General features: G+C 34.0%; 27 protein-coding genes and 1 riboswitch. Of the genes, 6 read left to right on the forward strand and 21 right to left on the reverse strand.

The window, feature by feature from the left end:
- Positions 1 to 13: 13 nt before the first annotated feature.
- On the forward strand, positions 14 to 724 hold the full coding sequence (locus K5V07_RS13405) for a HesA/MoeB/ThiF family protein (RefSeq protein ID WP_221917875.1): 711 nt from the start codon (positions 14 to 16) through the stop codon (positions 722 to 724).
- A 187-nt stretch (positions 725 to 911) separates the two neighbouring features.
- Here K5V07_RS13405 and aat read toward each other — a convergent pair whose 3' ends face one another.
- The 3 genes from aat to K5V07_RS13420 all read right to left on the reverse strand — a co-directional run bounded on the left by aat (position 912) and on the right by K5V07_RS13420 (position 2947).
- Positions 912 to 1550, reverse strand: a complete 639-nt coding sequence (gene aat, locus K5V07_RS13410) for a leucyl/phenylalanyl-tRNA--protein transferase (protein ID WP_221917876.1) — start codon at positions 1548 to 1550, stop codon at positions 912 to 914.
- Between the two features lie 110 nt (positions 1551 to 1660).
- A complete protein-coding gene (locus K5V07_RS13415; RefSeq protein WP_086453648.1) occupies positions 1661 to 2041 on the reverse strand; it encodes a DUF3127 domain-containing protein in 381 nt (126 codons plus the stop codon).
- Positions 2042 to 2065: 24 nt separating this feature from the next.
- Positions 2066 to 2947 carry a flavin reductase family protein gene (locus K5V07_RS13420; protein WP_221917877.1) on the reverse strand — a complete coding sequence of 294 codons (882 nt, stop codon included), beginning with the start codon at positions 2945 to 2947 and terminating at the stop codon, positions 2066 to 2068.
- 171 nt (positions 2948 to 3118) lie between these two features.
- On the opposite strand from K5V07_RS13420, the gene K5V07_RS13425 reads away from it, so the two are divergent.
- The gene (locus K5V07_RS13425; protein WP_221917878.1) at positions 3119 to 4267 is read left to right on the forward strand and encodes a HAMP domain-containing sensor histidine kinase; all 1149 of its coding nucleotides are present in this window, start codon (positions 3119 to 3121) and stop codon (positions 4265 to 4267) included.
- Here K5V07_RS13425 and K5V07_RS13430 read toward each other — a convergent pair.
- The 3 genes from K5V07_RS13430 to greA form a co-directional block, all read right to left on the reverse strand.
- Positions 4264 to 5436, reverse strand: a complete 1173-nt coding sequence (locus tag K5V07_RS13430) for a transglutaminase domain-containing protein (protein ID WP_221917879.1) — start codon at positions 5434 to 5436, stop codon at positions 4264 to 4266. The genes K5V07_RS13425 and K5V07_RS13430 overlap by 4 nt on opposite strands.
- Before the next feature lie 99 nt (positions 5437 to 5535).
- Complete coding sequence (locus tag K5V07_RS13435; RefSeq protein ID WP_221917880.1) at positions 5536 to 5925, reverse strand: HIT family protein; 390 nt, start codon at positions 5923 to 5925, stop codon at positions 5536 to 5538.
- Between the two features lie 41 nt (positions 5926 to 5966).
- Positions 5967 to 6443, reverse strand: coding sequence for a transcription elongation factor GreA (greA, locus tag K5V07_RS13440; protein WP_221917881.1), 477 nt, complete (start codon positions 6441 to 6443; stop codon positions 5967 to 5969).
- A 161-nt stretch (positions 6444 to 6604) separates the two neighbouring features.
- Here greA and K5V07_RS13445 point away from each other — a divergent pair, with 161 nt between their 5' ends.
- Entirely contained in the window at positions 6605 to 7018 is a 414-nt protein-coding gene (locus K5V07_RS13445; RefSeq protein ID WP_182648343.1) for a hypothetical protein, read from the forward strand.
- Between the two features lies 1 nt (position 7019).
- Here K5V07_RS13445 and K5V07_RS13450 read toward each other — a convergent pair whose 3' ends face one another.
- The 11 genes from K5V07_RS13450 to K5V07_RS13500 all read right to left on the reverse strand — a co-directional run bounded on the left by K5V07_RS13450 (position 7020) and on the right by K5V07_RS13500 (position 19738).
- Positions 7020 to 9689 (reverse strand): TonB-dependent receptor, encoded by a 2670-nt coding sequence (locus K5V07_RS13450; protein WP_221917882.1) that lies wholly within the window; start codon positions 9687 to 9689, stop codon positions 7020 to 7022.
- A 194-nt stretch (positions 9690 to 9883) separates the two neighbouring features.
- Positions 9884 to 10567, reverse strand: coding sequence for a GLPGLI family protein (locus K5V07_RS13455; protein WP_221917883.1), 684 nt, complete (start codon positions 10565 to 10567; stop codon positions 9884 to 9886).
- Between the two features lie 76 nt (positions 10568 to 10643).
- On the reverse strand, positions 10644 to 10901 hold the full coding sequence (locus K5V07_RS13460) for a hypothetical protein (protein WP_221917885.1): 258 nt from the start codon (positions 10899 to 10901) through the stop codon (positions 10644 to 10646).
- Positions 10902 to 11123: 222 nt separating this feature from the next.
- Positions 11124 to 11909, reverse strand: a complete 786-nt coding sequence (locus tag K5V07_RS13465; protein ID WP_255577973.1) for a GLPGLI family protein — start codon at positions 11907 to 11909, stop codon at positions 11124 to 11126.
- Positions 11909 to 12166, reverse strand: a complete 258-nt coding sequence (locus K5V07_RS13470) for a hypothetical protein (protein ID WP_221917887.1) — start codon at positions 12164 to 12166, stop codon at positions 11909 to 11911. The genes K5V07_RS13465 and K5V07_RS13470 overlap by 1 nt, the downstream gene beginning before the upstream one ends.
- 555 nt (positions 12167 to 12721) lie before the next feature.
- Complete coding sequence (locus K5V07_RS13475) at positions 12722 to 14941, reverse strand: TonB-dependent receptor (RefSeq protein ID WP_221917888.1); 2220 nt, start codon at positions 14939 to 14941, stop codon at positions 12722 to 12724.
- Between the two features lie 93 nt (positions 14942 to 15034).
- Positions 15035 to 15128, reverse strand: a riboswitch (TPP riboswitch).
- A gap of 106 nt (positions 15129 to 15234) precedes the next feature.
- Positions 15235 to 15636 carry an alternative ribosome rescue aminoacyl-tRNA hydrolase ArfB gene (arfB, locus tag K5V07_RS13480; protein WP_221917890.1) on the reverse strand — a complete coding sequence of 134 codons (402 nt, stop codon included), beginning with the start codon at positions 15634 to 15636 and terminating at the stop codon, positions 15235 to 15237.
- Positions 15637 to 15647: 11 nt separating this feature from the next.
- Entirely contained in the window at positions 15648 to 17768 is a 2121-nt protein-coding gene (locus K5V07_RS13485) for a DUF4301 family protein (protein WP_221917891.1), read from the reverse strand.
- Positions 17723 to 18352, reverse strand: a complete 630-nt coding sequence (gene pnuC / locus K5V07_RS13490) for a nicotinamide riboside transporter PnuC (RefSeq protein WP_221917892.1) — start codon at positions 18350 to 18352, stop codon at positions 17723 to 17725. Before pnuC ends, K5V07_RS13485 begins: the two co-directional genes overlap by 46 nt.
- Before the next feature lie 3 nt (positions 18353 to 18355).
- A complete protein-coding gene (locus K5V07_RS13495) occupies positions 18356 to 19072 on the reverse strand; it encodes a geranylgeranylglyceryl/heptaprenylglyceryl phosphate synthase (protein WP_221917893.1) in 717 nt (238 codons plus the stop codon).
- Between the two features lie 36 nt (positions 19073 to 19108).
- Positions 19109 to 19738 carry a 4'-phosphopantetheinyl transferase superfamily protein gene (locus K5V07_RS13500; RefSeq protein WP_221917895.1) on the reverse strand — a complete coding sequence of 210 codons (630 nt, stop codon included), beginning with the start codon at positions 19736 to 19738 and terminating at the stop codon, positions 19109 to 19111.
- Between the two features lie 281 nt (positions 19739 to 20019).
- Between K5V07_RS13500 and ahcY the strand changes: the two genes are divergently transcribed.
- The 3 genes from ahcY (at position 20020) to K5V07_RS13515 (ending at position 22895) form a co-directional block, all read left to right on the forward strand.
- Positions 20020 to 21336 (forward strand): adenosylhomocysteinase, encoded by a 1317-nt coding sequence (ahcY, locus tag K5V07_RS13505; RefSeq protein WP_221917897.1) that lies wholly within the window; start codon positions 20020 to 20022, stop codon positions 21334 to 21336.
- A 285-nt stretch (positions 21337 to 21621) separates the two neighbouring features.
- Positions 21622 to 22269, forward strand: coding sequence for a hypothetical protein (locus K5V07_RS13510; protein WP_221917898.1), 648 nt, complete (start codon positions 21622 to 21624; stop codon positions 22267 to 22269).
- A gap of 17 nt (positions 22270 to 22286) precedes the next feature.
- Entirely contained in the window at positions 22287 to 22895 is a 609-nt protein-coding gene (locus K5V07_RS13515; protein ID WP_221917900.1) for a hypothetical protein, read from the forward strand.
- A gap of 158 nt (positions 22896 to 23053) precedes the next feature.
- Here the strand turns inward: K5V07_RS13515 and K5V07_RS13520 are convergent, their stop codons facing one another.
- The 4 genes from K5V07_RS13520 to rplU form a co-directional block, all read right to left on the reverse strand.
- Positions 23054 to 23401: a DUF86 domain-containing protein gene (locus K5V07_RS13520; protein WP_221917902.1), complete on the reverse strand. Its 348-nt coding sequence runs from the start codon at positions 23399 to 23401 to the stop codon at positions 23054 to 23056.
- On the reverse strand, positions 23391 to 23684 hold the full coding sequence (locus K5V07_RS13525) for a nucleotidyltransferase family protein (protein WP_221917904.1): 294 nt from the start codon (positions 23682 to 23684) through the stop codon (positions 23391 to 23393). Before K5V07_RS13525 ends, K5V07_RS13520 begins: the two co-directional genes overlap by 11 nt.
- A 230-nt stretch (positions 23685 to 23914) precedes the next feature.
- Positions 23915 to 24181, reverse strand: a complete 267-nt coding sequence (gene rpmA / locus K5V07_RS13530; RefSeq protein ID WP_086453627.1) for a 50S ribosomal protein L27 — start codon at positions 24179 to 24181, stop codon at positions 23915 to 23917.
- Positions 24182 to 24214: 33 nt separating this feature from the next.
- Positions 24215 to 24850 carry a 50S ribosomal protein L21 gene (gene rplU, locus K5V07_RS13535; RefSeq protein WP_221917905.1) on the reverse strand — a complete coding sequence of 212 codons (636 nt, stop codon included), beginning with the start codon at positions 24848 to 24850 and terminating at the stop codon, positions 24215 to 24217.
- Positions 24851 to 25078: the final 228 nt, after the last annotated feature.

Raw genomic sequence — 25078 nt, forward strand, 5'->3', positions numbered from 1 at the left:
AAGATACTATAAAATGAGTGTAATACAAGAATTTTTACGTTACAACCGACAAACAATGTTGCCCGAAATAGGTGATTCAGGACAAGAAAAACTCAAGCAAGCAAGGGTTTTGGTTATTGGTGCTGGCGGTTTGGGCTGTCCTATTTTACAATACATTTCGACCGCAGGAGTGGGAACTATCGGGATTGTTGATTTCGATAAAATAGAAATTCACAACTTGCACAGACAAATCTTGTACACCGAAAATCAAGTGGGTTTATCTAAAGCGTTGATGGCCAAAGAAAAATTAGAAGCGTTGAATCCTTTGATTAAAGTAGCAGCTTTTGAAGCGAAACTAAATGTTGAAAACGCTGTTCAAATCATCCAAGATTTTGATGTGGTTGTGGATGGATCAGATAATTTTGCTACTCGTTATTTAGTGAATGATACTTGTGTAGCTTTGGGCAAACCCTTGGTTTATGGCAGTATTTTAAGTTTTGAAGGTCAGTTAGCTGTTTTTAATCACAAAGGAAGTAAAAATCTTCGGGATTTATTTCCAGAGCCTCCCAATCCAAAAGAGGTACCAAATTGCAGTTTGAATGGTGTGCTGGGCACTTTACCAGGTATGATAGGAACGATGATGGCACACGAAACCTTAAAATTAATTATAGGTTTACCAACTTTGAAAAACGAATTGGTTTTGTATCAAACTTTAGATTGGAGTTTTACTAAGTTGCAATTTTAGTTGTGTGCAGCAAACCATTAAGTACTGAAAAAATCAGGCGTTTTGCCCCAGATGGACGTGAAAAGCCCGGACTGAAAAGACTATTTTTTCGAGACAGCAAAGAGCGACCGGCAGGAAGCTCCTTTGATGGCTTTAGAAAAAATAAGACTTTGAAGGAGGACTTGTAACAAACAGCTGGAAATAGGCCCTACTGCTGCTGCAAAATTCGCATAAACTCCTCGCGAGGAATTTCTCTGCAACCTAAACTTTCGAGATGTGGATTGTAAACTTGACAATCGAGCAGCTTATAATTTTCTTTTTTCAAGTGGTTTACCAAGGTAATAAACGCCACTTTGGAAGCATTCGAAACTAACGAAAACATGCTTTCGCCGCAGAAAACATGACCCAAATCAACGCCATACAAACCGCCTACTAAAGTTTCATCTTGCCACACTTCAACTGATTTTGCAATGCCTAATTCGTGTAATATGCAATATGCCTCAATCATGTCATTAGTAATCCAAGTCCCGTTTTGACCGTCGCGTTTTACTTTTTGACAGTAGGAAATCACATCTCTAAAATTTTGATTGAAGGTAACCGAAAATTCACCTTTATTGAGAATATTGCGAATGCTTTTGGAGATTTTCAGCTCCTCAAGAAACAAAACCATTCTAGGATTTGGCGACCACCAAAGGATAGGATCACCGACTTCAAACCAAGGAAAAATACCGTTTTTGTAGGCTAACTGCAGGCGTTCTGGAGATAAATCCCCACCAATAGCAAGAATGCCATCGCGATTGGCTTGGTTCACATCGGGAAATTCTAAAATATCAGAAAGGTAATGCATGATGACATAAATTATAAAGAAAACGGCAGGAATGCTCAAAAAAAATCCAAATTCCAATATGAAGAAAGCTTCAACTTGGAATTTGGATTTATATACTTTGGAAATTTATCTTAAAACGGTAAATCGTCTGCTTCCTCTTCGTTAAAACTAGTTGCTGGTGCAAATGTTTCTGCAGATGGCATGGGAGGCATTTGCTGAGCAGAAGGACTTTCCGCTTGTAATTTCCCTATTCTCCATCCTTGAATAGTGTTAAAATAAACCGTTTCACCTTGTGCATTTGTCCACTCTCTTCCTCTCAAGTTAATGTCAATTTTTACAGCTTCACCTACTTGAAAATTATTTAACAAATCACATTTATCTTGAACAAACTGAACCGAAATATGTTGCGGATATTGCTCATCAGTTGTTACTACAACATCTCTTTTTTTGAAACCTCCAGATCCAACTTCCTTAGTTTGATCGATCATTTTAATTTTTCCTGTTACTTCCATCTTCTCTATATTTATTGTTATGCTCTATTTTAAAGTATCGGCTAAAAGGACCTTCCATGCCGAGACTACATCATTATCGTTAAGGTATTTTTTTGCCGTAAGATGCACTTTTTCAGTATCATCTGAGCTCAAAACAGCTTTAACTGCAAAATTTTGCTGTACAAATATACTAACTTCTTCGGTTGTAGGCAAGGCTTCAACATTTCCTAAAATCCCCAAATCATTTCCGTTAAAAACCTTACTTTCTTTTATAAAATTTGGAATAGCATCTACGCCAATCCCTAAGGTTGCCAATGGTTTTGGCACTTCAAAAAGTCCTTGATTGGATCTAGAATACCAATTGCCGCCCAAACGCGACACCAAGTCAATTTTATGTTGATCGATAGCGCCGTTACTGTCTAAAACGGCTTCGTCAATATGAATTTTTACTACTTCGCACACGACTAAATTCCCTGCACCACCCTCTGAACCCAAAGCAATAATTTGATTGACTTTGCACTCAAATTGTACCGGAGATTCTTTTACTCGATACGGTTTTACAACCTCTGATGGTATTGGCGTCAAGCCTGATTTTACAAATTCATCTACCCCATCAGCATACTCTGTACTAGCCAACGAGATTTGCTGTACAATATCATAGTTCACTACATTGATCACTACTTCTTTGGTAGCCTCGGCATTAATCAAAGTGTGTTTTATTGAGTTGTCTCGCACGCGGCGTGCCGGTGAGAAAATAAGAATAGGTGGATTAGCACTAAAAACATTAAAAAAACTAAACGGAGAAACATTGGCATTGCCATTTTCATCCATCGTACTGGCAAATGCAATAGGTCTTGGTCCTACTGAGCTTTGCAAGTAGCCTTGTAATTTTGCTGTATCGATAGTTTTTGGGTCAATTGTGATCATAATTCAAGTTACATTTTGAGATACAAAAATAAGCAAATCGATTGAGTTATGAGCTTTATACCCTAAAATAGCAAAACAAAAAGTAGTTTGGATGTCTCCAAAAAAAATCTGAAAAAAAACTAAAATACAAGCGCATTTATTTCGTTATATTTAGCATTCAAATCCATTAGTATGCAGTTTTCCGAAAGAAGAATTAACACCCGCTGGGTTATTATTTTCGCCTCCTTTTTTATTATTAGTTTAATTCTTTGGAATACCTATACTTTTTTTCAAATTTTCAAGAATGAAGAGCGCTTGAAAATGAATCTTTGGGCGCAGGCCCAAAAAACATTAATTAACGCCGATGAAAATACTGAGGTTGAATTGCCATTACAAATTTTTAGCAATAACACTTCTATCCCAATTATGCTAACCGAAAATGACAGCATCATTAATACGGTTAATATTGACGAGGAAAATTTGTTAAAAAGCAAAAAGGCTATCACAATACTAAACACTTTAAAATCAGAAAATGACCCCATTGTCATAGAATATGTTCCTGGAAAATTTCAAAAACTGTATTATGGAAACTCCTCCTTATTAAACAAACTGAAGTATTATCCGCTTGCGTTAGTTTTAATTATTGTCCTTTTTGGAGCCTTGGTCTATAATTTTTACCGCAGTACCAAAATGGCGACGCAAAATAAATTGTGGGCCGGAATGGCTAAGGAAACAGCACATCAAATAGGCACGCCATTGTCCTCTCTTATTGGTTGGGTCGAAATTTTAAAAGCAGATGAAGTTGACATTAGTACCACGCAAGAAATCGAAAAAGACATAGAACGTCTGCAAACTATTACAGATCGTTTTTCAAAAATTGGTTCAGAGCCCAAACTGGAGCTTACAGATCTTGTGCATGAAACCCAACAATCTTATGATTATTTGCAATCTCGATTTTCAAAACAAATTCAGTTTTCATTTAATGCTCCTCAAACTGCTATCATGGTCATGTTAAACCCGATTTTATATAGCTGGACTGTGGAAAATTTGGTGAAAAATGCTATTGATGCCATGAAAGGAAAAGGAAGCGTACACCTTGAAATCACAACTGAGGAAGAAATAGTAAAAATCAACATTACCGATACCGGTAGTGGTATCCTTAAAAAACAATTCAAAACCATTTTTGAACCCGGATTTACCACCAAAAAACGAGGCTGGGGACTGGGCCTTTCGTTAACAAAAAGAATTGTAGAAGAATATCACAAAGGAAGTATTAAAGTTTTGCAGTCGGAAATAGGTAAAGGCACCACGATGCAAGTGATTTTAAAAAAAATAATTTAGTTTAACGGAACTCCAAACCAGGTAACTTTAGAGAACATTGTTTTTCTGACTATTTTAGATTTGCTCAAATATTTTTTTACAAACAAAGAATGTTCTTCGGCTTGCGCCAAAGCTACTCCAATTGATTTTTTAATTGATTCCAAGTTAGATGTATTTTGACTACCAACAGATCCCAGTCTGTAAATATTGTTCTGGCAATTGAGTAGTTTCTCTTTTGGTGTTTCAATCATGCTGCTAATTTCAGCATCTGACAAAGCTGGTTTAAACTTATTGTTTCTGTAATAAATAAAATCATTCAATAGAACAACTGCCAGATTCATTTCATTCACAATAGTATTCAATTTTTCAATATTTGTATTTTGTCGCAAATAAGTCAACTGTTGTTTTTTTCCTTCATAACGCTCCAAAATCATGGCGTTTTTCAACCCATTTTTCTCTATTCTTTCTGCCGATGCAAATAATTTATCCGCTTCAGATAATGCTTTAAATTTGGTAATTTCATTCTCAAAATCAAAGTATTTCTTGGTTTTATTGATTTGAATTTTCCCTTCATAAAACTCATTATTGGAAATTGGATAATTCGATAATTGCCACAAATAATCAAATGGAATGTGGGAAGCAATTATTGTAGAAGGAGCTGCCTTAAAATAATAATTGTTTAGTTTTTTTGAAAACTTACCATTATTTACATATCCAGAACCCCAAGTTGGATCAAATATATACCACTTTTTATCAACTTTTGCAGCGATCCAAGCGTGGGCTAAATCACTTATTTTTCCGTTTTGCTTTGTATAACCTTCAATGATATAGGATTGAATTCCTGTTTTTTGCGAAAGCTCATTAAAAACCACTGCATAATGAATACAAACCCCTTTTTTAGTTCTTAACGTCTTTGCGATTTGTTCTTGTTCGGTTTCATTAAAATTTACGGTAAACATATTGGCCACATCATAGCTGATATTGGATGTAGTCCAATAAAAAACAGCTCTAATTTTATCCGTTTCTGTTTTGAAATTAGCGTTGATGTAGTTTGCAATTGCTTGCGTAGAAGTTGTTGCTTTAGCAGGAATTGCCGCCATTTTTGCATCAACCACAGCATAGCCGGGATTTGCTTGTCCAAAACTCAACAAGGAGAAAAAGAAAAAAAACAACAAAAAAATGTTTTTCATAGTATATAGTGCAGGCTTCATAAAATAAAAAAGAGAACAGGTTTGAACCTATTCTCTATTAAACGAAAAGCGTACCAAATTATTCTATTGATACAACTTTTATAAATAGGTTTTTATGCTTGCCGCCAAAGCTTCAAATTCGTCTTTGGTTAACGTTACTTTATTTTGAAAACGCATTTCATCCATTTCATTCAGTGGAATCAAATGAACGTGTGCATGTGGAACTTCGAGACCTATTACAGCCATACCTACGCGTTTGCAAGGAACCGCTTGCTCTAAAGCGATCGCAATTTTTTTTGAAAACTGCATTAATCCCATATATAAATCGTCATCTATTTCAAAAATTTTGTCAATTTCTTGTTTTGGAATACAAAGCGTATGCCCTTTAGCATTAGGGTTTACGTCTAAAAAAGCTATGAAATTTTCATCCTCTGCTATTTTGTAACAAGGAATTTCTCCGTTGATTATTTTGGTAAAAATACTTGACATGGTTGCAATTTAAAATATTAGACCTAAGCTCTTATGTTTAATTAGTCTCTCGAGATTTCGATGATTTCAAACTTCAAGACACCGTTTGGCACCGTAATTTCAGCAACTTCGCCTACTGATTTCCCCAGCAAACCTTTACCAATTGGTGAGGTAACTGATATTTTTCCAGTTTTTAAATCTGCTTCGCTTTCAGCCACTAATGTGTATTTCATTTCCATTCCGTTGGTTTGGTTTTTGATTTTCACATTCGATAATACCAAAACTTTAGAAAGGTCTAAATGTGTTTCATCAATTAGTCGAGCGTTTGAGTGTACCTCTTCTAATTTAGCAATACGCATTTCTAACATTCCTTGTGCTTCTTTGGCAGCGTCATACTCAGCATTCTCAGATAAGTCGCCTTTGTCTCTAGCTTCAGCAATATCTGCAGACGCTTTTGGTCGCATCACGCTTTTTAGATAATCTAATTCTTCTCTTAATTTCTTTAATCCTTCTGCGGTGTAATACGATACTGTACTCATAATTTCATTAATTATATAAATAGAAAAAATCCCATCAGGACGGGATTTCTTTCCACAAAGATACTACTATTTTTTTTCGTCTATAAATATATGTTAATCATATATAAGTCAAAGTTAAATAAATTAAATTTGTTTCACTAATACTTTGACACTATTTTAAAATGAAAAAAATTCATCTCTTATTCGCATTGATTCCCTTGTTTTTTTCTTGCAGTGATTCTGGCGTTAACAATAACAATCCCTTTGTCCCTAATTATACTTTCAGCATGGACCTCAACATGAATTTACCTAGTTATTCCAATCTTAAATTTGTGAGCAATGCGGTGTATGTCCCTAATATTGGTGCACGAGGCGTGATTGTTTTTAATACTGGTAGTGGCTACAACGCCTTTGATGCTGCTTGCCCTAATCAAGCCATTAGTACGTGCTCTACCATGACTATCAATGGAATTAATGCGGTTTGTGGATGTGATAATGTTACCTATAGCTTGTTTACAGGTCAAAGCAACTTGCAATACCCAATGAAACAATACCGTGTGCAAGTTAATGGAGATGTACTGCGTGTGTATAACTAAATTATAATTTATAACTAACGGATAGCATGAAAACCCTTGGCAATACAAAAGTGTTACGCTGACTGATAAGATAATCCGAAAAGGAAAAATCATTTTTCACCTTGTTATCAAAAAGGTTGTTCGCCATTAACTCAAATCCAAAAGGGCTGTTTTTCTTTTGATAGCGCAACGAAGTATTGGCTATGTCATAAAAATTACTCTGCTTGTTACTGTTGGTGTTTTTAAGATTTTCGTAATTGTATTTGAACGTCCAAAACTTTGCAATGGTAATGTCAAAATCAGATGTAATCGCATCGGTTTGAAACTGAGATTGGGTCAAGCCCGAAAACTGACTAAATCCCTTATTGTATCCTACACTAAAACCCGGCCATTTTTTGTGTGCCGTACGCAGTACTACGCCCAACCTTTGATTGTTTCTATTGTTTAAAGTTTCGGTATTGTTTAGTGTTTGGAAATACGTAAACCAACTAAAATTAGTGTTGAACCTCAAATTAAAACGGTATATTTTTTTGCTAAAAGAGCCATTAACATTGTAATTCGTCTCGGGATTATCGCTTAAAATTGGGGTGTTGAACTGATTGATACCATCCAATTGAATTTCGTTACGGATCGTTCTTACTTTTTCATTCCAACTCGCCATGACGTTCCAAGTGATACCACGATACAAGTTGGTTTTCGTGTAACGCAGGTTGGCGTTGTGGTAGCGCTCGTTTTGCAATAAGGCATTTCCTTTGTAAACCAAGTTATAATTTTGCAAGGTAAACTGCTCCGCTAATTGGGTTACTTGCGGAAAACTATTTTCTAATTTATAAACAAAATTTAAAGATTCTGATTTGTTGAACTCATAATCGCTGTTCCACTGTGGTTGTAAAAGTGTTCTAGTAAGTACTCGCTCTCCTGACTTTTGCTCTGTAGTTAAATGATACCAATGCGCATACAAGCCGGGTTTATTGGTCCATTTTCCTAATCTAAATTTGTACTCTAAACCTACATAAGTATCATTCAATTGGTATTTTACTGCATTGCCAAAACCAGCTAAAGCAAAATCATTCAGGTTCCCATTGGTAAGTAATTGCTGCTCTTTAGTTTCTAAACGGGAATTACCGTGATTATTCCCCACATTGGTATACAAGTGATTGAAATTATTGATAATCCAATAATGTTTAAAAAGCGCATCAACGCTATTGGTTTTTACTTTTTTTACTTGTTCAATGCGGTACGCGCTATCCTCTTGCAGCGGAATTAATCCAGCGAGGAAAGGCTGATCAGTGAACCAATTGGTTCGTGGCGTGTTGTAATCGTATGCTTGATTGATTACTAAAGTGGTGGTATGTTTTAGATTGTAACTTTTGTGCCACTCGATGTATTGTTTTATGGCGGTATTATCGGCTTTGTTGAGTGTTTCAAAAATACTCGCATTCACATTGGTAATCGAGTTGATGGTGTTTGAAATAGCATTATTACTCGACTGGTACTGTCCATTGTAGTACCATTTTTCTTTGGCGCTAGGCGAATAATCGAGTTTGATATTGCCAATTCCTAAAACAGCGCGATTGGTACCTTCTTGCAGTCGGTTTTCAAAAGCAATGGCACTGTTTTGCAAATACTCATTTTTACTTTCGGTTTGTGATGCCGTCAACACTTTCGAAAAAATAGAAAAGCCAGAAATAGAAAGTTTTGACGAGGTATCATGGCTAAAGTTAAACGCGCCAAATTGAGACACATTCTGCACCACATCTTGGTTGTCATTGGCAAAGGAATACAAATTAGTAAGTGATTTTCGACCTGATAAAAAGGTGCTCATTCCACCACCAAAACGCATTAAATCATCAAAAGTAAAGGTGCGTTTACCAATGTTGTTTAAATCGCCTATAAAACTTAGGTTCGTTTTAGGAGCATAATAAAACAAAGCGGCGTGGCCAAGATAAAAACCATTATCGGCATTGCCAACCTCGGCACCAGCCTCAACATCACCAAAAACAAATTTCTTTTTATCGGCTTTGAGTTTTACATTCATGGCCAGTTCATCACTATCCGACACCTGCTTCATAAAACCCACTTCGTTAAAGTGGTCAATGACTTCAATTTTATCCAGCGCATCAGCAGGAATATTTTCAACTGCTAGTTTAGAGCCCCCACCAAAAAAAGATTTGCCTTCAACAAACATTTTAGTAACTTTCTTACCTTGTACTGTAACACCTCCGTTTTTATCGACTTCAACGCCAGGAAGTTTTTCAAGAACTTCTTTCATTTTACGTTCGTTGCCGTTGGCAAAACTTTTAACGTTAAACGTCATGGTATCCTTTTTAATTTCGATGGGCTTGAACTCGTGTTTGATTACAATTTCTTTGAGTTGTTCTCCGGTAGGTTTTAATTTAAAATCGTGTGAAGTAACCACAGTATCTGCCTCAAGGATAAATAGTTCCTCTACAAACCCAATGTACGAAACCGTAATTTCATACTTCACTGCTTTTTCCAGCTCTAAGCGGTAGCGTCCTTTATTATCAGCAATAGCAAATTTTAAGCTTGCTTTTTCTTGTAAGGGTTTTGCAATAACGTTTGCAGACTCTAATGGTTTGTTGTTCTCCTCAGCCACCACACCAGTAATGGAGCGGGATTGAGAGAAACTGAGCGTTGTAAATAAAAGAAAACAGAAGAGTATTTTATGCATTGAAATTAATTCTTATTTGGCCTCATAATAATACAAAGAATTTACATTTTTTTTTCGTTTTGGGAAGTTTTCCCTTTTTTTACTTCTCTAGTTTTTGCTATTGTAGCCCCACTATAAAGTACCACTGCTTAAGCAATTTTAAAATGAAATTTTTGTCGTTCAGAATTAACAGCAAAACTATTTTTAAGATAGACCTATTTATTGATAAGTAAAGCTTCAAATTCTTGTTCTGAAACTATTTTAAATGCTTTTCGTTTTAATACAACAATCTTATTATCCGGTTGTAAATCTATTGTTTTAACACCAAACAAAATATTTCTAACTTGTAATTCTAAGATTAAACCTGGCAATCCTCCATAACCATTTGGCCCATAAGACAAAGGGATTTGAGGACAATACCAAGCAATTATTGGAAATCTAAAAACTCCCACTCTATTGACTACTTTTTTTTCTGAAGTTGCTTTATAACAAACAAAACCATTAATTTCTTTAGTTTCATTTTCTAAATTCCATTCTATTTTTTTATCTTTTTTAATGAGATAATTTCCAGGATCTCCATTAATTTCCGAATAAGAATAAAGATCATCCTGATATATCATACCGCTATATCCAGAAAACAACTTCGCATATTGTAAGCCATCTTCATTAATACCGAGGCCAGCGATGAGCGAAAAGGAGGATTCTTTAGTATTTATTAGCAATTCAAAATTCAAAAATGGTGCGTTTTCCATTGCCTTGTCATAAGCAGCTTTCATTCTTGTCGTTTTCTCTAAACCCTCGAATGTGGAAATATGAACACCATATTCAATTTTACCGCTTTTTATTTGACTCCAACAACTTAGACTAACAAAAAAGAAAAATAATTTTATTAATTTCATAAACTTAAAATGATTAAGGCTGCTTTAGATTTAACAAGCAGCCCAATTAATCCTAATCCAGTATTAAATGCAATATCTAGGCTGGTTTAATACCAACTTCTTTCATGCATTCACCCCAAGCTTTTGCTCCAAAATAAAAAGCTTCTCTTTCGCTGCATCCATTTGCTAAACATTCAGCCACAGCCGCATCTTGTTCATCTTTACATGGATCAGCTGTTACATTGTTTTCAATTTTAAAATCTTTAATTTCAATTTCCTTAACTTCTCCTGTTTTCGCCATTGCAGCGCCACTAAATGCTACCACTGCTAGAGCGGTAAATACTAATTTTTTCATTCTTAAAATTTTTAAATTTATTAATAGTTTTTTTGGTTAACCAGGTCAAATATCAAAAAAAAAAAAAACTATTTAAAAGAATTTTCTTTAAATATTAACTAAAAATTAACAAGTTTATACTTTTAATAAATTTAATAACTAGACACAAATAAATGTTTTACAATAAACAGAATGTAGAGACCAAACTTTACAAAATAAAATAAACAGCAATCAACAAAATAACTAATTTGACATTACTTTTTTAGCGTATTCCGCCTCAGTAATTGTTTTGCCTTTTGGGAACTCAATTTTCAATTCTTTTTCTTGAGAGAGATTAATTGAAGTAGCATTATAAATAGTTTTTCTTTCTTGTAATTCCAAAATTAAACCTGGCAAACCATTATAATCTTTAGGCCCATAAGTAAAAGGCAAACTAGGCGCAAACCAAGCAGTAATGGGAATACTTATTTCTTTACCATTCCGTCCCAAATAATTTTTAATATAAATAGCTTTATAACATAAGTAATTACCAATTTGTTTACTCTCTTTAGTTATTTCCCAATCCTTAGTTTGGTATTCATTTTTAATTAAAACACCATCTTTCTTTTCTAAAATAGTGGTTTTTGTAATCAAGTTTAAATAATAATTGAAATCGGATGTAACTAACATCGATGCTAAATTATTCATACTTGTAGTATACTTATCAGTAGTAGTTGAGGTTACTAAAAATTTATTTTGCTTAAAGCTAGATTTTTCTTTGTTAAATTCTAAAGTAAAAGACTGCTCATGCGCCGCTTCATACATTTTTTCAGTCATACTATTTATTTTAGCAGACTGCGACTTTAAGTCAAAATTAATTGGCTGTATTTGATATACTATTTTACCCGAAACAAACTGACCATAACTATTCATTATGGTTGCAAAAGTTAAAATTAAATAAATATAAAGTCTACACACTTTCTGAGAATTTAAGTTATGAAAAAACAAACTAAACAATAAATGTTTAGTTTGCCTGAAGTCGAATGTCATTAGCCCATCATATCTGTATAGCACACTTCTAAAAGTACCTGATAAACATTATTTGCAGTTAATGCATCCATTTCTTCACCCACATGATTAGCATCATACTCATCAATAAAGTCCGCTGCAAATTCTTGACAATCATCACCTTGTTCTGTATACAAAACATCACTAGTAGCATATTCTTCCTTAACCTCTCCCGTTTTCGCTATTGCAGCTCCGCTAAATGCTACCACTGCAAGAGCGGTAAATAGTAATTTTTTCATTCTTAAAATTTTAAAATTTATTAATAGTCTTTTTGGTTAACCAAATCAAATATCAAAAAAAAAAAAAAAACTATTTAAAAGAATTTTCTTTAAATATTAACTAAAAATTAACAAGTTTATACTTTTAATAAATTTAATAACTAGACACAAATAAATGTTTTACAATAAACAGAATGTAGAGACCAAACTTTACAAAATGAAAAATACAACAATAGCAAAAATACTAATTTGAAAGTACGTTTTTAGTTTATAGTTCCTCAGTAATTGTTTTACCTATTGAACACTCAATTTTAAATTCTTTTTTACAAAAAAGTTGCTTAAAAATGATCGGATAAATAATTATTAGTACCTCCAAATACTATATTAAACCTAGAATCCTCCAGTTTCGTTTTGACGATTATACCATATGCTAGTTTAAAACTACCAAACACAAGGATACCTCTTTTTCAAAGCTTCTACAATACCCACTTTTGGTGATATTTCCTTCTATCAATAAATAAAAAATCCTGACAGCGAACCATCAGGATTTCATCCAATAACAAACAATTCAATTCATTAAAATTTCAAAGTCATTCCTACTAAGAAATTAATTCCTGCTTGCGGATAATAACCCGCTCCTTCGATCGTTGATACTGCTGGAGGATTTGAATAATCATCATCAAACGTATAAAAATACCCATTTGATATGTATTTGTAATCGAAAATATTATTTATCAAACCATTTATCATAACCGATTTAAAAACCGATTTAGTTTTCCATTCATATGACAAATTCAAGTCATTTACGAAATACGATCTCAATTTAGACTTTTCTGAATCTATGTTCCCCATGTACTGCTCGCCAACAAATTTTGACAAAAACGAAACTTGTAAATTACTCACAGGCACAAACGTGATGATATTCCCGGCAATAAAATCAGGCGAGTAAGCAATATTTGTATTTCCTAAAGATGTCAAAACTCCATCTCTACTAAAAAAGAAATCCTTATTCTTATTCGTACTAATGGTCATATTAGGCCTAATAATTAAGTTGTCTAAAACTGCTATTGTAGCATCGAGTTCCAGACCTAACCGATAACTATCACCACTATTTTTACGAATAGGCGCCCCCACATCGTCCAAGGCTCCTGTTAATATCAATTGGTCTTTGTATACCATATAATACACATTGGCATTCAGTTTTACCTTTACTGTATTGTGACGTAATCCCAACTCAAAATCATTCAATTTCTCTGGTTTTGGGCTTCCGTTTTCATAATCGGTTCTATTCGGCTCACGATTGGCTCTCGCATAAGAAGCATACAATTGATTGTTGTCGTCAATCTCAAAACTCAAACCCGCTTTTGGGTTAAAAAAATTAAAATTATCATTCACTAAACCAGTTTCTGTAGCATTAGCTTTGTAGTGTACATTACGCAATTGCAAGTCTCCAAATAAGCTAAGTTTATCTGCAACTTGATAATTTGCTTTAGCAAAAATATTTCCATCTGTTTTTGTTGCAAAATCATCATAATAACGGCCCCCTAATTCAGATGTTGATGCATAACGCGCCCAAATTACGTTACCAAAGTGACTGCCTTCGTATTTATTATAGCCTCCGCCAAGAATCAAGTCCCATTTGTCCTGCTTATAATTAGCCGAAAAGGTAGTCCCGTAAAAATCATTATCCAACCATTTTTGACGAATCAAATCAGTTTTATTGATCGTGGTTCCTCCTATTAAAATAGGTGTCAATCCGTACTCAGCAAACTTGGCGTTTTCTTTATAGTTTTCATAATAGCCTTTCCCTTTAGAATAAAAGACAGCTAAATTGGTATTCCATGATGCCGATACTTTTTCGTTCCAATGCAGCTGAAAATGATCTTGCTGGTAATTATCGGTTTCATTATCATAAAACCTAGTATTCCCAAATTCATCAGTATACATCCCAGCCGTATTAAAAGTTCTATCGTTTTTTAAAACATCCAGATCCTCTAATCCGTTCCATGATTGATAGGTTTTTTCATTTCCTCCAAAAGCCAACGCTTTAATCAAAGTAGTTTTACCTACATAAGTTCCTTGCAAGAAAAAAGATTTTAAATCAGATGAAGCTCTGTCAACGTATCCATCAGACTTCAGTGCGGAAACTCTACCAGCTAATTCAAAATGATCGTTTAATAAACCCGTACTGAATTTCACTGTGTGTTTGCGAGTATTAAAACTTCCAAAAGAATTCGAGATCTCACCATTGCTTGCGTTAGCATAACTATCAGTCAGCATATTTAGGCTTGCGCCAAAGGCACCTGAACCATTTGTAGAAGTTCCTACACCGCGCTGCAGTTGCAAACTTTCAACTGATGAAGCAAAATCTGGCATATTGACCCAATACGTTCCATGACTTTCGGAGTCGTTATAAGGAATCCCGTTGATGGTTACATTTACACGAGTAGCATCACTACCACGCACTCGTATACCGGTGTAACCAACTCCATTTCCAGCATCAGAAGTTGTGACTACAGATGGAAGGTAATTCATTAAAATAGGTATGTCTTGCCCTAAATTTCTAAACTTAATTTCTTTTTTGTTGAGATTGCTAAAACTTACCGGTGTTTTTGTTGTGACGCGAACCGCTGATACCAAAACGGCATCAAGCAGATTAACTTTAGTAGTGTCTTTTACTTGAGAAAAAGTGAAAAGTGAAAAGTGAAACGCACAAAGAGTAAAAAATAGCTTTACGTTTCGTTTCTGGCCATAGGCCCTTGGCTCTTGGCCATTTTGGTGAAATAAAGTTTTCATCCGTAATAGATTACGAATAAAAGGGGGAATTATTCTTTTGTTAAATTAAAAAAATTGATTGTTTCCTATGACAAATAAGTAGCTTATAAACTAATAATGTTGTCATTTTTTCCCTTAACAGCATTACCTGTTCAGGTTCGTTGGGTATAATCTCAGCTCGTTATTTAGAGCACCCCTTTGAGACGATGCAAAACTAATTATAAATTGTGGATAACAAATTATGAATTGGAATAAATTTTAAAAATCGGGATTTTCTATGATTTTTTTGGTGCGAATTGCTATTAAAATCAACACTACAGCTCTGGTTTCTTTCGGTTTTTTTTAATTTCAGAAGTGCTTTTTTTATCCTTAATTCTCTTTCTAATGACTGACTTAGGGATTCTTGTAGCTTTCCGTTCCTTTGGCACAAACAACGCATCAGCAATTAGATTTAAGAATCGCTTTGTTACAATATCTTTATTTCTAATTTGGCTTCGATCCTCATCACAGTTCAATATCAAAATTCCGTCAACCGTCAATCGTGATTTTAAATTTTCAGCTACAAGTACTTTCTCTTCTATAGTTAATCCTGTAGATTGCATCAAATTAAATGAAAGCACCACTTTTGAGGATACTTTATTCACATTTTGTCCACCAGCACCACTACTTCGTACTGCTTTGTAATTCAATTCCGCTACTATTTGTTGTTTATCCATTACTTGAGAGCTTAAGGCTGATGTAAGGGTTTTAATAAATCATTCACTGTTTTCACTGGATTAAAAGTGATCAAAGGCACTTGAACAAAAACAGTTAGCCAGTTGGCCATAGCTCCGTTCCATAAACCTGGCAACTCATATCCTTTGATAGCGATACCAGCAGCATTTTTTTCGACAACAAAACCGCTATTTGGATCGACAAATTGAGTCAAATCAAATTTTTCGTTCTTATAATTCTTTATTCCGCACACTAAATCAACTGGATTAAAATGAGTGGCTGCTTGTGCAATGTTTCTTTGTTCTTCATTATTTAAATCAACTTGAGAACTCTCCACAATTTGCAGAGAAATCACTCCATCATTATCCCGAACCCAAAAAGGTCCTCCGCCTGGCTCTCCTTCGTTTTTGACCATACCACAAACCCGAATTGGCTTGTTCAAAATGGATTTTAACACCTCTATTTTACGCTCAAGAGGTTCAGTAAAAAAGTCTGTAGTTATGGTAACATTCAACTTTTTAGTGATAAAAAGGACCATGTTTTGCAAAACTTCTTCGTCAACAACACCTTCCTCTAAAACTCTCAAATACTCAAAAACATCTTGCTGTAAGAATAATAAAATGCCCGCTAAGCCTTTTTTATAAAGGGTAATTTTATCTATATTATTTTGAATAACGTTATCTATATTTTTTATAAAAACAATGTCAGCCTCTAAATTATTTAGATTTTCAATTAAAGCGCCATGTCCTCCTGGCCTAAACACCAATTGGCCTGATGCATCCCTGAATGGCTTGTTATCAAGAGTTACCGCAATGGTATCCGTACTTTGATTTTGATAAGAATAACTCACATCGACAGCCATATTAGAAAGCTTTTCGACTCTAACTTTACTAGAAGCTGCAGTTGTTTCAAAGTAATGTTGGTGCGATTCTGAAACTGTAAAATGCAAACTAGAACCCTTATTCGAGCATGAATAATGCATACACTCTATTAAATGCTCCTCAACAGGAGTTGCAATATGAGTTTTGTAATCGTGAAAAGGTAGAACGCCTTTTGGCTTGTTAGCAAAATCAAAATGATCTCCGGACAAGAGGACTTTTACGAAATAGAAATTTTTCAAACTGCGATCTAAAGAATCAAAGTTTTCAAACTCCTCTTTTAATTTGGCATAAACTGCTTCAAAAAAAGGAAATTTCTCCATTCCAACTATAAAAATAGATAATTCACTAGCTTTTTTACGATTGATATAGGCGTTTATAGATTCATTTTTATCATCAAACTCATTTAAAAATTCATTCAAAAATTTAAACATCCTGCTGGCTGCGCCTGATGCTGGAACAAATTTAGTTAGTTTTAAATCCGTTTTATGCGCATCAAAAAAAGCAGCTTTTTCTTCAAACTCTTTATCTGATAATTTCAAAATGCCGTGAGATAATTTAGCCGGGCTTACTAAATCTATTGGCGTAATGCCGTTACGGAAGAAATTCAATTGTGTTTGAATATTTTGTATGGCAATTCCATGCTGGTATATTTGTAAAAAATCAGCTGTTGAAAAACCCATTGACTTAGCTAATCTCAAATCATCAATAATACGGATTGCCTTTTTTAGCCTTAATTCTTGATCTCCTGATAGCGTTATAAAAGGTTTTTTATGCTCAAGCAATGCTTGTTTGAATACAGCAAATACCGATTCTCTCCCCTGAGGTTTATCCCTTAAATCATCTTTTTCCCAAGGCACATCTATGTCTGTGAGAAAAATCAAATCGTATTCATGTTGGCATGCCGCTTGGTGCAATAAAGGATCACAATAATTGTAGTACACCTCAGAAAAAACCTTGGTAACCATCAAATTAGTATCACAAAAAAGATATTTATTTGCTTTTATCGCAAGTTCATTTTCTAATTGAACTTGACCAACTGCAATAGGAATCATGTCTTCAAGGTCACAAATTTGTTGTTTTTCGTTCCATTTTTGCTGCAAATAATCTCGGGCAAACTCAGGTACCCATTCTGTTTTATAATATGCCGCAAGTTGCCTCGCCAATGTAGTTTTGCCAGTACTTTCAGGACCAAATAAAGCTACCTTGCTTATTTCTGTAGCTCCGTTTGAGCGTTGTTTGAGATTTTCTTCCATTCTAAATAGCCAAAAATGGCAACTACTGTAAATACTAAATATTGAAAGCTAGTAAAAGTATATCCTTTTGCAAAATACAAGGGAATCGAAATTAGATCCCCAATTATCCAAAAAATCCAATTCTCTACTTTCCTTTTGGCCATAAGCCACATTCCTACAAAGAAAATCCCCGTGATAAACGTGTCTACGTAAGCGTACCATGTGGTGAATTTATCAAAAAAATAGTACACCAATATTACAAAAGCCACCGTAAATATAAAAAGAATTATGGCAATTCGTTTTTCAGAAGGTGAAGTTTTTGAAATTGGGAAAGCAACAGTTTCACCTTCTTTTCTCGTCCAATGATACCACCCGTAAATACTCATTATAAAATAGTAGCCATTGATCATCATATCGCCCCAAAGAACCCATTTCCATAATAAATACACAAATATTGAGGTACTTATTAAACCCGTTGGGAAAACCCAAATATTGTCTTTCTTAGCATACCACACACTCAATAAGCCAAAAATAACAGCAACAATTTCTAGAAAAATATCTAATGTTGGGTATTCATTGTACTGAGAAAAAAAATAATCTACCATTGATTAAGGATTAAAAAAATTCAAATCATTTTCAAAAGCAGTCCCAATAACCACCAGATCCGCACCAGCATTGTAAGCACGTTGAATTCCCTGCAAATCTATAATTCCTCCTCCAACTAGCAATGGAATTTCAATCTTATGTGCTACTTTTTTAATCATTTCTATCGGCACGGGAAGTTGTGCACCGCTTCCGGCCTCTAGATAAATGAGTTTACTACCAAGCATTTCACCTGCTAGAGCGGTATTCACTGCTAGATCTAAATCATGACTTTTTAAAGGCTTGGTTTTACTAACGCTTTCTACTGCTGTTTCATTTCCACTTTCAATTAAAATATAACCCGTAGATATGATTTCTAGTTGGGTTTGTTTCAAAATTGGTGCTGCAGTTACTTGATGTCCTATCAAATAATCCGGATTGCGACCCGATAGTAAGGACAAAAACAAAATAGCATCTGCTTTATCTGAAATCTGCGAGGGATTTCCGGGAAAAAGAATAATTGGAAGGGTACAATCTTGTTTAATCCTAACTATCAATTCATCAATGATATTATTACATACAAGGCTTCCGCCAATGAAGATATGAGTTGCCGGTGATTGATTGATTTTTGATATTAAAATCGCCACTGTGTTCAAATCAATTTTATCAGGATCTAGAAGGATCGCTAATAATTTTTGATTTTGAGTTTTGGCTTTTATTATTTGGGCGTATAAGTTCTTCATAAGTTTTACCGCTAATTCGCAAATTTACAGCTTGTTTTAATTTTCAAATGCGTAAACTAGAGTAAAGTCTTCCATCTCTTCAAAACAGATTTTGAAATCTTGAATCACGTTATCAAAATGCAATTGCGCTTGCGCCTGCTTATTTTCTAACTCAAAAGGATTTACCTGAATATGATCCTTAAAACTGATGCCTTTTTCATTTCTAATTTTAAAAATAGCTTCTTTTACACCCCAAATAACGGTTAATTTCCTAATGTATTCTGCGTCGTCCGGATTCAAAAATTGAAACTCTGACTCACAAAACTTATTTGCAATACGCAGTATTTTATCCCTTTGCAATTCAATATCAACACCTACAGCTTCATCACTTATAATTATGGCCGAAAAATGATGCGAATGAGTAATAGATATAAATTTTCCATCGTGTAAATGTGGCTTCCCAAAAGAGTCGTAATACAAGTCAAAATCTGAATAACCTGCTTGCTGTAACAACTTACGAACACTAAGAAAGGCACGTTGCTGCACCTCAGACTTCATTGCGTTTAACCGCAACTGATTATTTTCATTGAGAACAACTTCTTGACGTAATTCGACAAAAGATTCTGTGATTTTCCAAACTAAAATTTTAGTGTTAGAATTTAAACTCGTGATTTTAAATAATGGCATGTTAGTATCTTGATTTTTAGCCCCGATTGCAATGAAAATCCTTTTTTGAATCGCCTTTGCGAGAAAAAAAGATTGTAATGTAAAGCGGGAAATAGCTCCTAAAAACTAAAACAGTTGCAACTTTACTGTATATTTTATTGATTTTTAAAAGATTACACCACTAAACATTTCATAAATAGGAGTGAATGTTTTTATAATCATAAGTTATTATGTAAATTTGCAAAAAATTTTCACCCGATGCTCTACAGCAACCGGACGAAGTAATTACAAATATACTATAAATGAGTACAGCAACTATGCCTTTCGTGGCTTTCAAGGTTAAAGACATTTCCCTAGCGGCTTGGGGAAGAAAAGAAATTGAATTAGCAGAAGCTGAAATGCCAGGTTTAATGGCGCTTCGTGCAGAATATAAAGACGAACAACCCTTAAAAGGTGCTCGTATTGCAGGATGTTTACACATGACGATTCAAACTGCAGTTTTAATTGAAACTTTAATTGCACTTGGAGCTGAGGTAACTTGGTCTTCTTGCAACATTTTCTCTACTCAAGATCAAGCTGCTGCTGCAATTGCTGCTGCTGGAATTCAAGTTTACGCTTGGAAAGGATTGAACGAAGAGGATTTTGATTGGTGTATTGAGCAAACTCTTTTCTTTGGTGAAGACAGACAGCCATTAAACATGATTCTTGATGATGGTGGAGATTTAACAAACATGGTTATTGACCGTTACCCTCATTTAGTTGCTGGTATCAAAGGATTATCTGAAGAGACTACAACAGGAGTTCACAGATTGTACGAAAGAGTAAAAGCGGGAACATTACCAATGCCTGCTATAAACGTAAACGACTCTGTTACTAAATCTAAATTTGACAACAAATACGGTTGTAAAGAATCTGCAGTTGATGCAGTACGTCGTGCAACTGATGTTATGCTTGCTGCAAAAAGAGTTGTAGTATGCGGATACGGTGACGTAGGAAAGGGAACTGCTGCTTCTTTTAGAGGTGCTGGATCTATTGTTACGGTTACTGAGATTGACCCAATTTGTGCTTTACAAGCTGCAATGGACGGTTTTGAAGTTAAAAAATTAGACACAGTAATTGCTACCGCTGATATCATTATCACAACAACAGGTAACAAAGACATCGTTTTAGGTTCTCACTTTGAGAAAATGAAAGATAAAACTATCGTTTGTAACATCGGACACTTTGACAACGAAATTGACATGGCTTGGTTAAACACTAACCACGGAGCTTCAAAAGTTGAAATCAAACCACAAGTTGACAAATACACCATTGCTGGAAACGATATTATCGTTCTTGCCGAAGGTCGTTTGGTAAACTTAGGTTGTGCTACAGGTCATCCAAGTTTTGTAATGAGTAACTCATTTACAAACCAAACTTTGGCTCAAATCGAATTGTGGAAAAACAGCGCTTCATACAACAATGAAGTATACATGTTACCAAAACATTTAGATGAAAAAGTAGCTATGTTGCACCTTGCTAAATTAGGCGTTGAATTAGAAACTTTACGTGACGATCAAGCAGCTTATATTGGTGTTGAAGTAGCTGGTCCATTCAAACCAGAGTATTACAGATACTAGATTTTAGTTCTTAGTCCTTAGTGGCTAGCGCTAAATTAAAATAGAGAAACCCTTGCAGCAATGCGAGGGTTTTTTATTTTAGGGCATGACCCGTAATCTCGTCCGAAAAGACGAGACTACGGGTCGGGCTATACGCTGTATCTTTTTTTGCGCTGCGCTCCATAAAAGGATGCCACTGCTATCCCTCATGCTAATAAGTTGTTTACATCTAAAAAAAGATAAATTTACAATTGCGCCAATTAATTATTTAATACTTTAGCTTAGACTTTAATACACAAGACAGTTATGAAGAATCTTTGGATACTTACAGTGCTTATTTCCACAATTTGTTATTCCCAAAAAACGTATTTCTTTAATAGTAAAATCGATTATGAATTTACAAATCATCTAGATTCAACTAAAAACTGTATTAAGACGTACTACACTAATTCAAAAGACAACTCTTATTCTATTTGTAGAATTATTTTAGACAGTATAAGTTCAGAAATTGAATTTATCGACTCAAATGGAGCTCAATTACGAAAGAAAGTTAGCAATAAAATTTTCAACAATGAAAATGTTTATGTTGCAAGAAATGAAATTCGGAATTACAGCTATCCATTTTTATATCAACTAGACAACTATCATTTTTCAGAAGTTAATGACACCATTATAAACAACAAAGCCTGCAAGCAAATCTCTTTTTTGAGCAACGATTTAAAAAGAGCCAAAAAGAAAAAATTAGGCACTTTACAGTATATTTTTGATACTGTTTTTGATCATCAACCACTATTGACATTTTCAACCGCTTTCGAGGTTTGGAGAGTAACGAGGAAAATGCCAAACGGTCTAATTATACAATCACATTTAAGAGACAGTCAAAATAAATTAGTTTTTACCGAAAAATTAACACAGATAAACTCCATAACGATGTATTTGATTATACCAGAGTAAATTATAAAAAAACTATTGTGACTCCCATCAAGCCTTACTTAGTTATACTTTTAATAATTGTTTTTCAAAGCTTGACTGCACAAGTTAATGACCGAAGCGCATACCAAACACAGCTGTATAAATTAGCAATAAAAACGAGTGAGAGTGGTCATTATTTAGAAGCAATAATAACTTTTGCAATTAGCAACAATATCAATCCTATAACCGAAATTGCAGCTTTTGCAATTAAAAAAGGTGATTCCTTAAAAAGAATATTGCGACAAAACAAAATCAACGAATTAATTGGAAAATGGAAATGGATCCCCAAAGAAGGCAATTGGGCAATACGAGAAGATAATTTAGTTGGCAAGATGATTCATATTACTACAGAAGCAATTATGTTTTTTGAATTGTATAAAAATGCCAAAGAATGGAAACTAGTACAAACCGACAAAATCCGATTTTCAGAAAATCCAGAATCGTATTCCTTTACCGAATTTTTGAATTATAATAATGAAATTTGGGATTATAATATTAATTCAACTACTGGCGAATTAAAAGCATATTATGTAGGCGAAAAAATAGATAGTAATTATACTGAATTAGTATGCGGTAATAAGGAATTATTTTATTTCAAATTGCAATAGTTAAAAACTTCATGTCTAAAACAAAAAACAATTAAATTAAAACATTAATTTTTATAGCATATTTAAGGTCTTAGTCTCCATCCCTCAAAAGGCAAGATACAAAGAAACCATTTCTTGCGAAATGGTTTCTTTGTATTCAATTCGAATACTCTTTCCAACTATTCTATATTTTCTAACACTATTATAATTTTCTCTTTGAGATCAGGAAGATTAATTTTAATGACATTCCAAATCGTGAAATCGTCAATACCGAAATATTCATGAATGACCAGATTTCTTAAACCTATAATTCGTGCCCAAGGAATTTCCGGATTATCCAAAAGTATTTTTTCTGATAATCTATTACTGGCCTCGCCAATTATTTCTAATTGTCGTAAACTAGCATTGAACATCATAGAGTTTTTCACAAAATGATCTAAATCTACACCATCTATATAGTTTTCTATCTCGCTTACAGCATCTACAATATGAAGCAAACGCACTTTATCACCTAATCTATCTTGCATAAATTAGTTTTTTTTCTTGATCTAGAATAGGTTGCACATATTTCGAAAGTCCCCTTGCCGAAACTAGATCTACTTTTTTAGAAAGTAGTTTTTGCAAATCAAATTTCATTTGAATAAATTCCAAACCAATAGGCTGACTATAATCCAACTCCACTAATAAGTCAATATCACTATCTTTATTTTCGCTACCTCTACTGTAAGAACCAAAAATATAAGCTCTCAAAACAGGCTGCTTTGAAAAAAAAACTCTTATGGTATTTATTTGAGAATTTGTGAGACTCATCTTTTTGATAGGTTTATACAAAATTAATTAAAAAATAGTATATAAATCATTTAATCTGCTACAACTATTAATTTGATTTCTTAAAGTGACTTTTGCCATTTGAAGCCAAGTAGCTTTATTATTTTAAATCTAATCCAAGTCTTTAATACAATAATGAAGTAATACAATTAAGCTAAAAACAAAAAAACCCATTTCTTTCGAAATGGGTTTTAAATAATTGAGAAAATCAATTATGCTTCAACTTCAAATGGAAGGATAGAAACATAAGATTTGTTATCTCTTTTCTTTTGGAAGAAAACAACTCCATCTACTCTTGCGTGTAGTGTGTGATCTTTACTGATGTAAACATTAGCACCTGGATTATGTTTTGAACCTCTTTGTCTTACGATGATGTTCCCAGCAATAGCAGCTTGACCACCAAAAATCTTAACGCCTAAACGTTTTGATTCTGATTCTCTACCATTCTTAGAACTACCGACACCTTTCTTGTGAGCCATGACGTATAAGTTTTATATTAGTTAATAAAATAATTAAACAGCTTTACCACCGTTTAATTCATCTTGTAATTTTTTCAATTCGTCCATTTTACCATCTGCAGCTAATTGTGCTTGTTGAGCCCAAGTAGTAGGATCTAAATGAGATAATTTAGATTCTGATGCTTCTAAAATTGCTTTTACAGCTTCAGAAGTTGCAGTAGCTAATTTTGCAAAAGTATCAACTCCTGCTGCAACTAATGCTTCAGCAGCTTTAGGTCCAATTCCCTCAATGATTTTCAAATCATCTCCTTTTTTAGACGCTTTTGGAGCTTTAGCTTCAGCAACTTTTTCAGCTTTTGGAGCTGCTTTTTTTGTTCCTGATGCACTAATACCTTCAATTACAATTTGAGTAAGATATTGTCTGTGACCGTTTCTCTTTTTGTATCCTTTTCTTCTTTTCTTTTTGAAAATGATAACTTTATCTCCTTTTAAGTGTTGTAACACTTTAGCTTCTACTGAAGCACCTTCTATAGCTGGGGCGCCTAAAGTGATTGCTCCGTTATCATCTAATAAAAGAACTTTATCAAAAGAAACTTTTGAACCTTCTTCATTAGTCAAACGGTTAACATAAACCTTTAAGTCTTTGCTTACTTTGAATTGTTGCCCTGCTATCTCTACGATTGCATACATACTGAATTGTTTTAATAATTTTTAAGGTTGCAAATATACAATTATATTTTTAACCTGCAATTCGTACTATAAAAAATATTTAAAACCTCTAAACACCTGATTTACTTTTCGTTTCAAGGTCATAATCTCTATTATCAATCAAACAGATGTTAAAGTTTATTTGGGTCGCATTTTTACTGTAACAAAATAAATATCTGCACTACTAATTGTCATATTAATAAAATTATT

This window comes from Flavobacterium sp. CHNK8 (genome assembly GCF_019774515.1).
Taxonomy (GTDB): Bacteria; Bacteroidota; Bacteroidia; order Flavobacteriales; family Flavobacteriaceae; genus Flavobacterium; species Flavobacterium tiangeerense.

Excerpts from the sequence above, each read along its gene's own strand:
- K5V07_RS13430 (WP_221917879.1), bottom strand. The coding sequence starts at position 5,436 with ATGAAAAACATTTTTTTGTTGTTTTTTTTCTTTTTCTCCTTGTTGAGT.
- K5V07_RS13510 (WP_221917898.1), top strand. The coding sequence starts at position 21,622 with ATGAAGAATCTTTGGATACTTACAGTGCTTATTTCCACAATTTGTTAT.
- K5V07_RS13435 (WP_221917880.1), bottom strand. The coding sequence starts at position 5,925 with ATGTCAAGTATTTTTACCAAAATAATCAACGGAGAAATTCCTTGTTAC.
- aat (WP_221917876.1), bottom strand. The coding sequence starts at position 1,550 with ATGCATTACCTTTCTGATATTTTAGAATTTCCCGATGTGAACCAAGCC.
- K5V07_RS13425 (WP_221917878.1), top strand. The coding sequence starts at position 3,119 with ATGCAGTTTTCCGAAAGAAGAATTAACACCCGCTGGGTTATTATTTTC.
- K5V07_RS13445 (WP_182648343.1), top strand. The coding sequence starts at position 6,605 with ATGAAAAAAATTCATCTCTTATTCGCATTGATTCCCTTGTTTTTTTCT.
- K5V07_RS13465 (WP_255577973.1), bottom strand. The coding sequence starts at position 11,909 with ATGACATTCGACTTCAGGCAAACTAAACATTTATTGTTTAGTTTGTTT.
- K5V07_RS13525 (WP_221917904.1), bottom strand. The coding sequence starts at position 23,684 with ATGAGTCTCACAAATTCTCAAATAAATACCATAAGAGTTTTTTTTTCA.
- rpmA (WP_086453627.1), bottom strand. The coding sequence starts at position 24,181 with ATGGCTCACAAGAAAGGTGTCGGTAGTTCTAAGAATGGTAGAGAATCA.
- K5V07_RS13475 (WP_221917888.1), bottom strand. The coding sequence starts at position 14,941 with ATGAAAACTTTATTTCACCAAAATGGCCAAGAGCCAAGGGCCTATGGC.
- K5V07_RS13470 (WP_221917887.1), bottom strand. The coding sequence starts at position 12,166 with ATGAAAAAATTACTATTTACCGCTCTTGCAGTGGTAGCATTTAGCGGA.
- K5V07_RS13415 (WP_086453648.1), bottom strand. The coding sequence starts at position 2,041 with ATGGAAGTAACAGGAAAAATTAAAATGATCGATCAAACTAAGGAAGTT.
- K5V07_RS13420 (WP_221917877.1), bottom strand. The coding sequence starts at position 2,947 with ATGATCACAATTGACCCAAAAACTATCGATACAGCAAAATTACAAGGC.
- K5V07_RS13495 (WP_221917893.1), bottom strand. The coding sequence starts at position 19,072 with ATGAAGAACTTATACGCCCAAATAATAAAAGCCAAAACTCAAAATCAA.
- rplU (WP_221917905.1), bottom strand. The coding sequence starts at position 24,850 with ATGTATGCAATCGTAGAGATAGCAGGGCAACAATTCAAAGTAAGCAAA.
- K5V07_RS13450 (WP_221917882.1), bottom strand. The coding sequence starts at position 9,689 with ATGCATAAAATACTCTTCTGTTTTCTTTTATTTACAACGCTCAGTTTC.
- ahcY (WP_221917897.1), top strand. The coding sequence starts at position 20,020 with ATGAGTACAGCAACTATGCCTTTCGTGGCTTTCAAGGTTAAAGACATT.
- arfB (WP_221917890.1), bottom strand. The coding sequence starts at position 15,636 with ATGGATAAACAACAAATAGTAGCGGAATTGAATTACAAAGCAGTACGA.
- pnuC (WP_221917892.1), bottom strand. The coding sequence starts at position 18,352 with ATGGTAGATTATTTTTTTTCTCAGTACAATGAATACCCAACATTAGAT.
- K5V07_RS13500 (WP_221917895.1), bottom strand. The coding sequence starts at position 19,738 with ATGCCATTATTTAAAATCACGAGTTTAAATTCTAACACTAAAATTTTA.
- K5V07_RS13485 (WP_221917891.1), bottom strand. The coding sequence starts at position 17,768 with ATGGAAGAAAATCTCAAACAACGCTCAAACGGAGCTACAGAAATAAGC.
- K5V07_RS13520 (WP_221917902.1), bottom strand. The coding sequence starts at position 23,401 with ATGCAAGATAGATTAGGTGATAAAGTGCGTTTGCTTCATATTGTAGAT.
- K5V07_RS13460 (WP_221917885.1), bottom strand. The coding sequence starts at position 10,901 with ATGAAAAAATTAGTATTTACCGCTCTAGCAGTGGTAGCATTTAGTGGC.
- K5V07_RS13455 (WP_221917883.1), bottom strand. The coding sequence starts at position 10,567 with ATGAAATTAATAAAATTATTTTTCTTTTTTGTTAGTCTAAGTTGTTGG.
- greA (WP_221917881.1), bottom strand. The coding sequence starts at position 6,443 with ATGAGTACAGTATCGTATTACACCGCAGAAGGATTAAAGAAATTAAGA.
- K5V07_RS13405 (WP_221917875.1), top strand. The coding sequence starts at position 14 with ATGAGTGTAATACAAGAATTTTTACGTTACAACCGACAAACAATGTTG.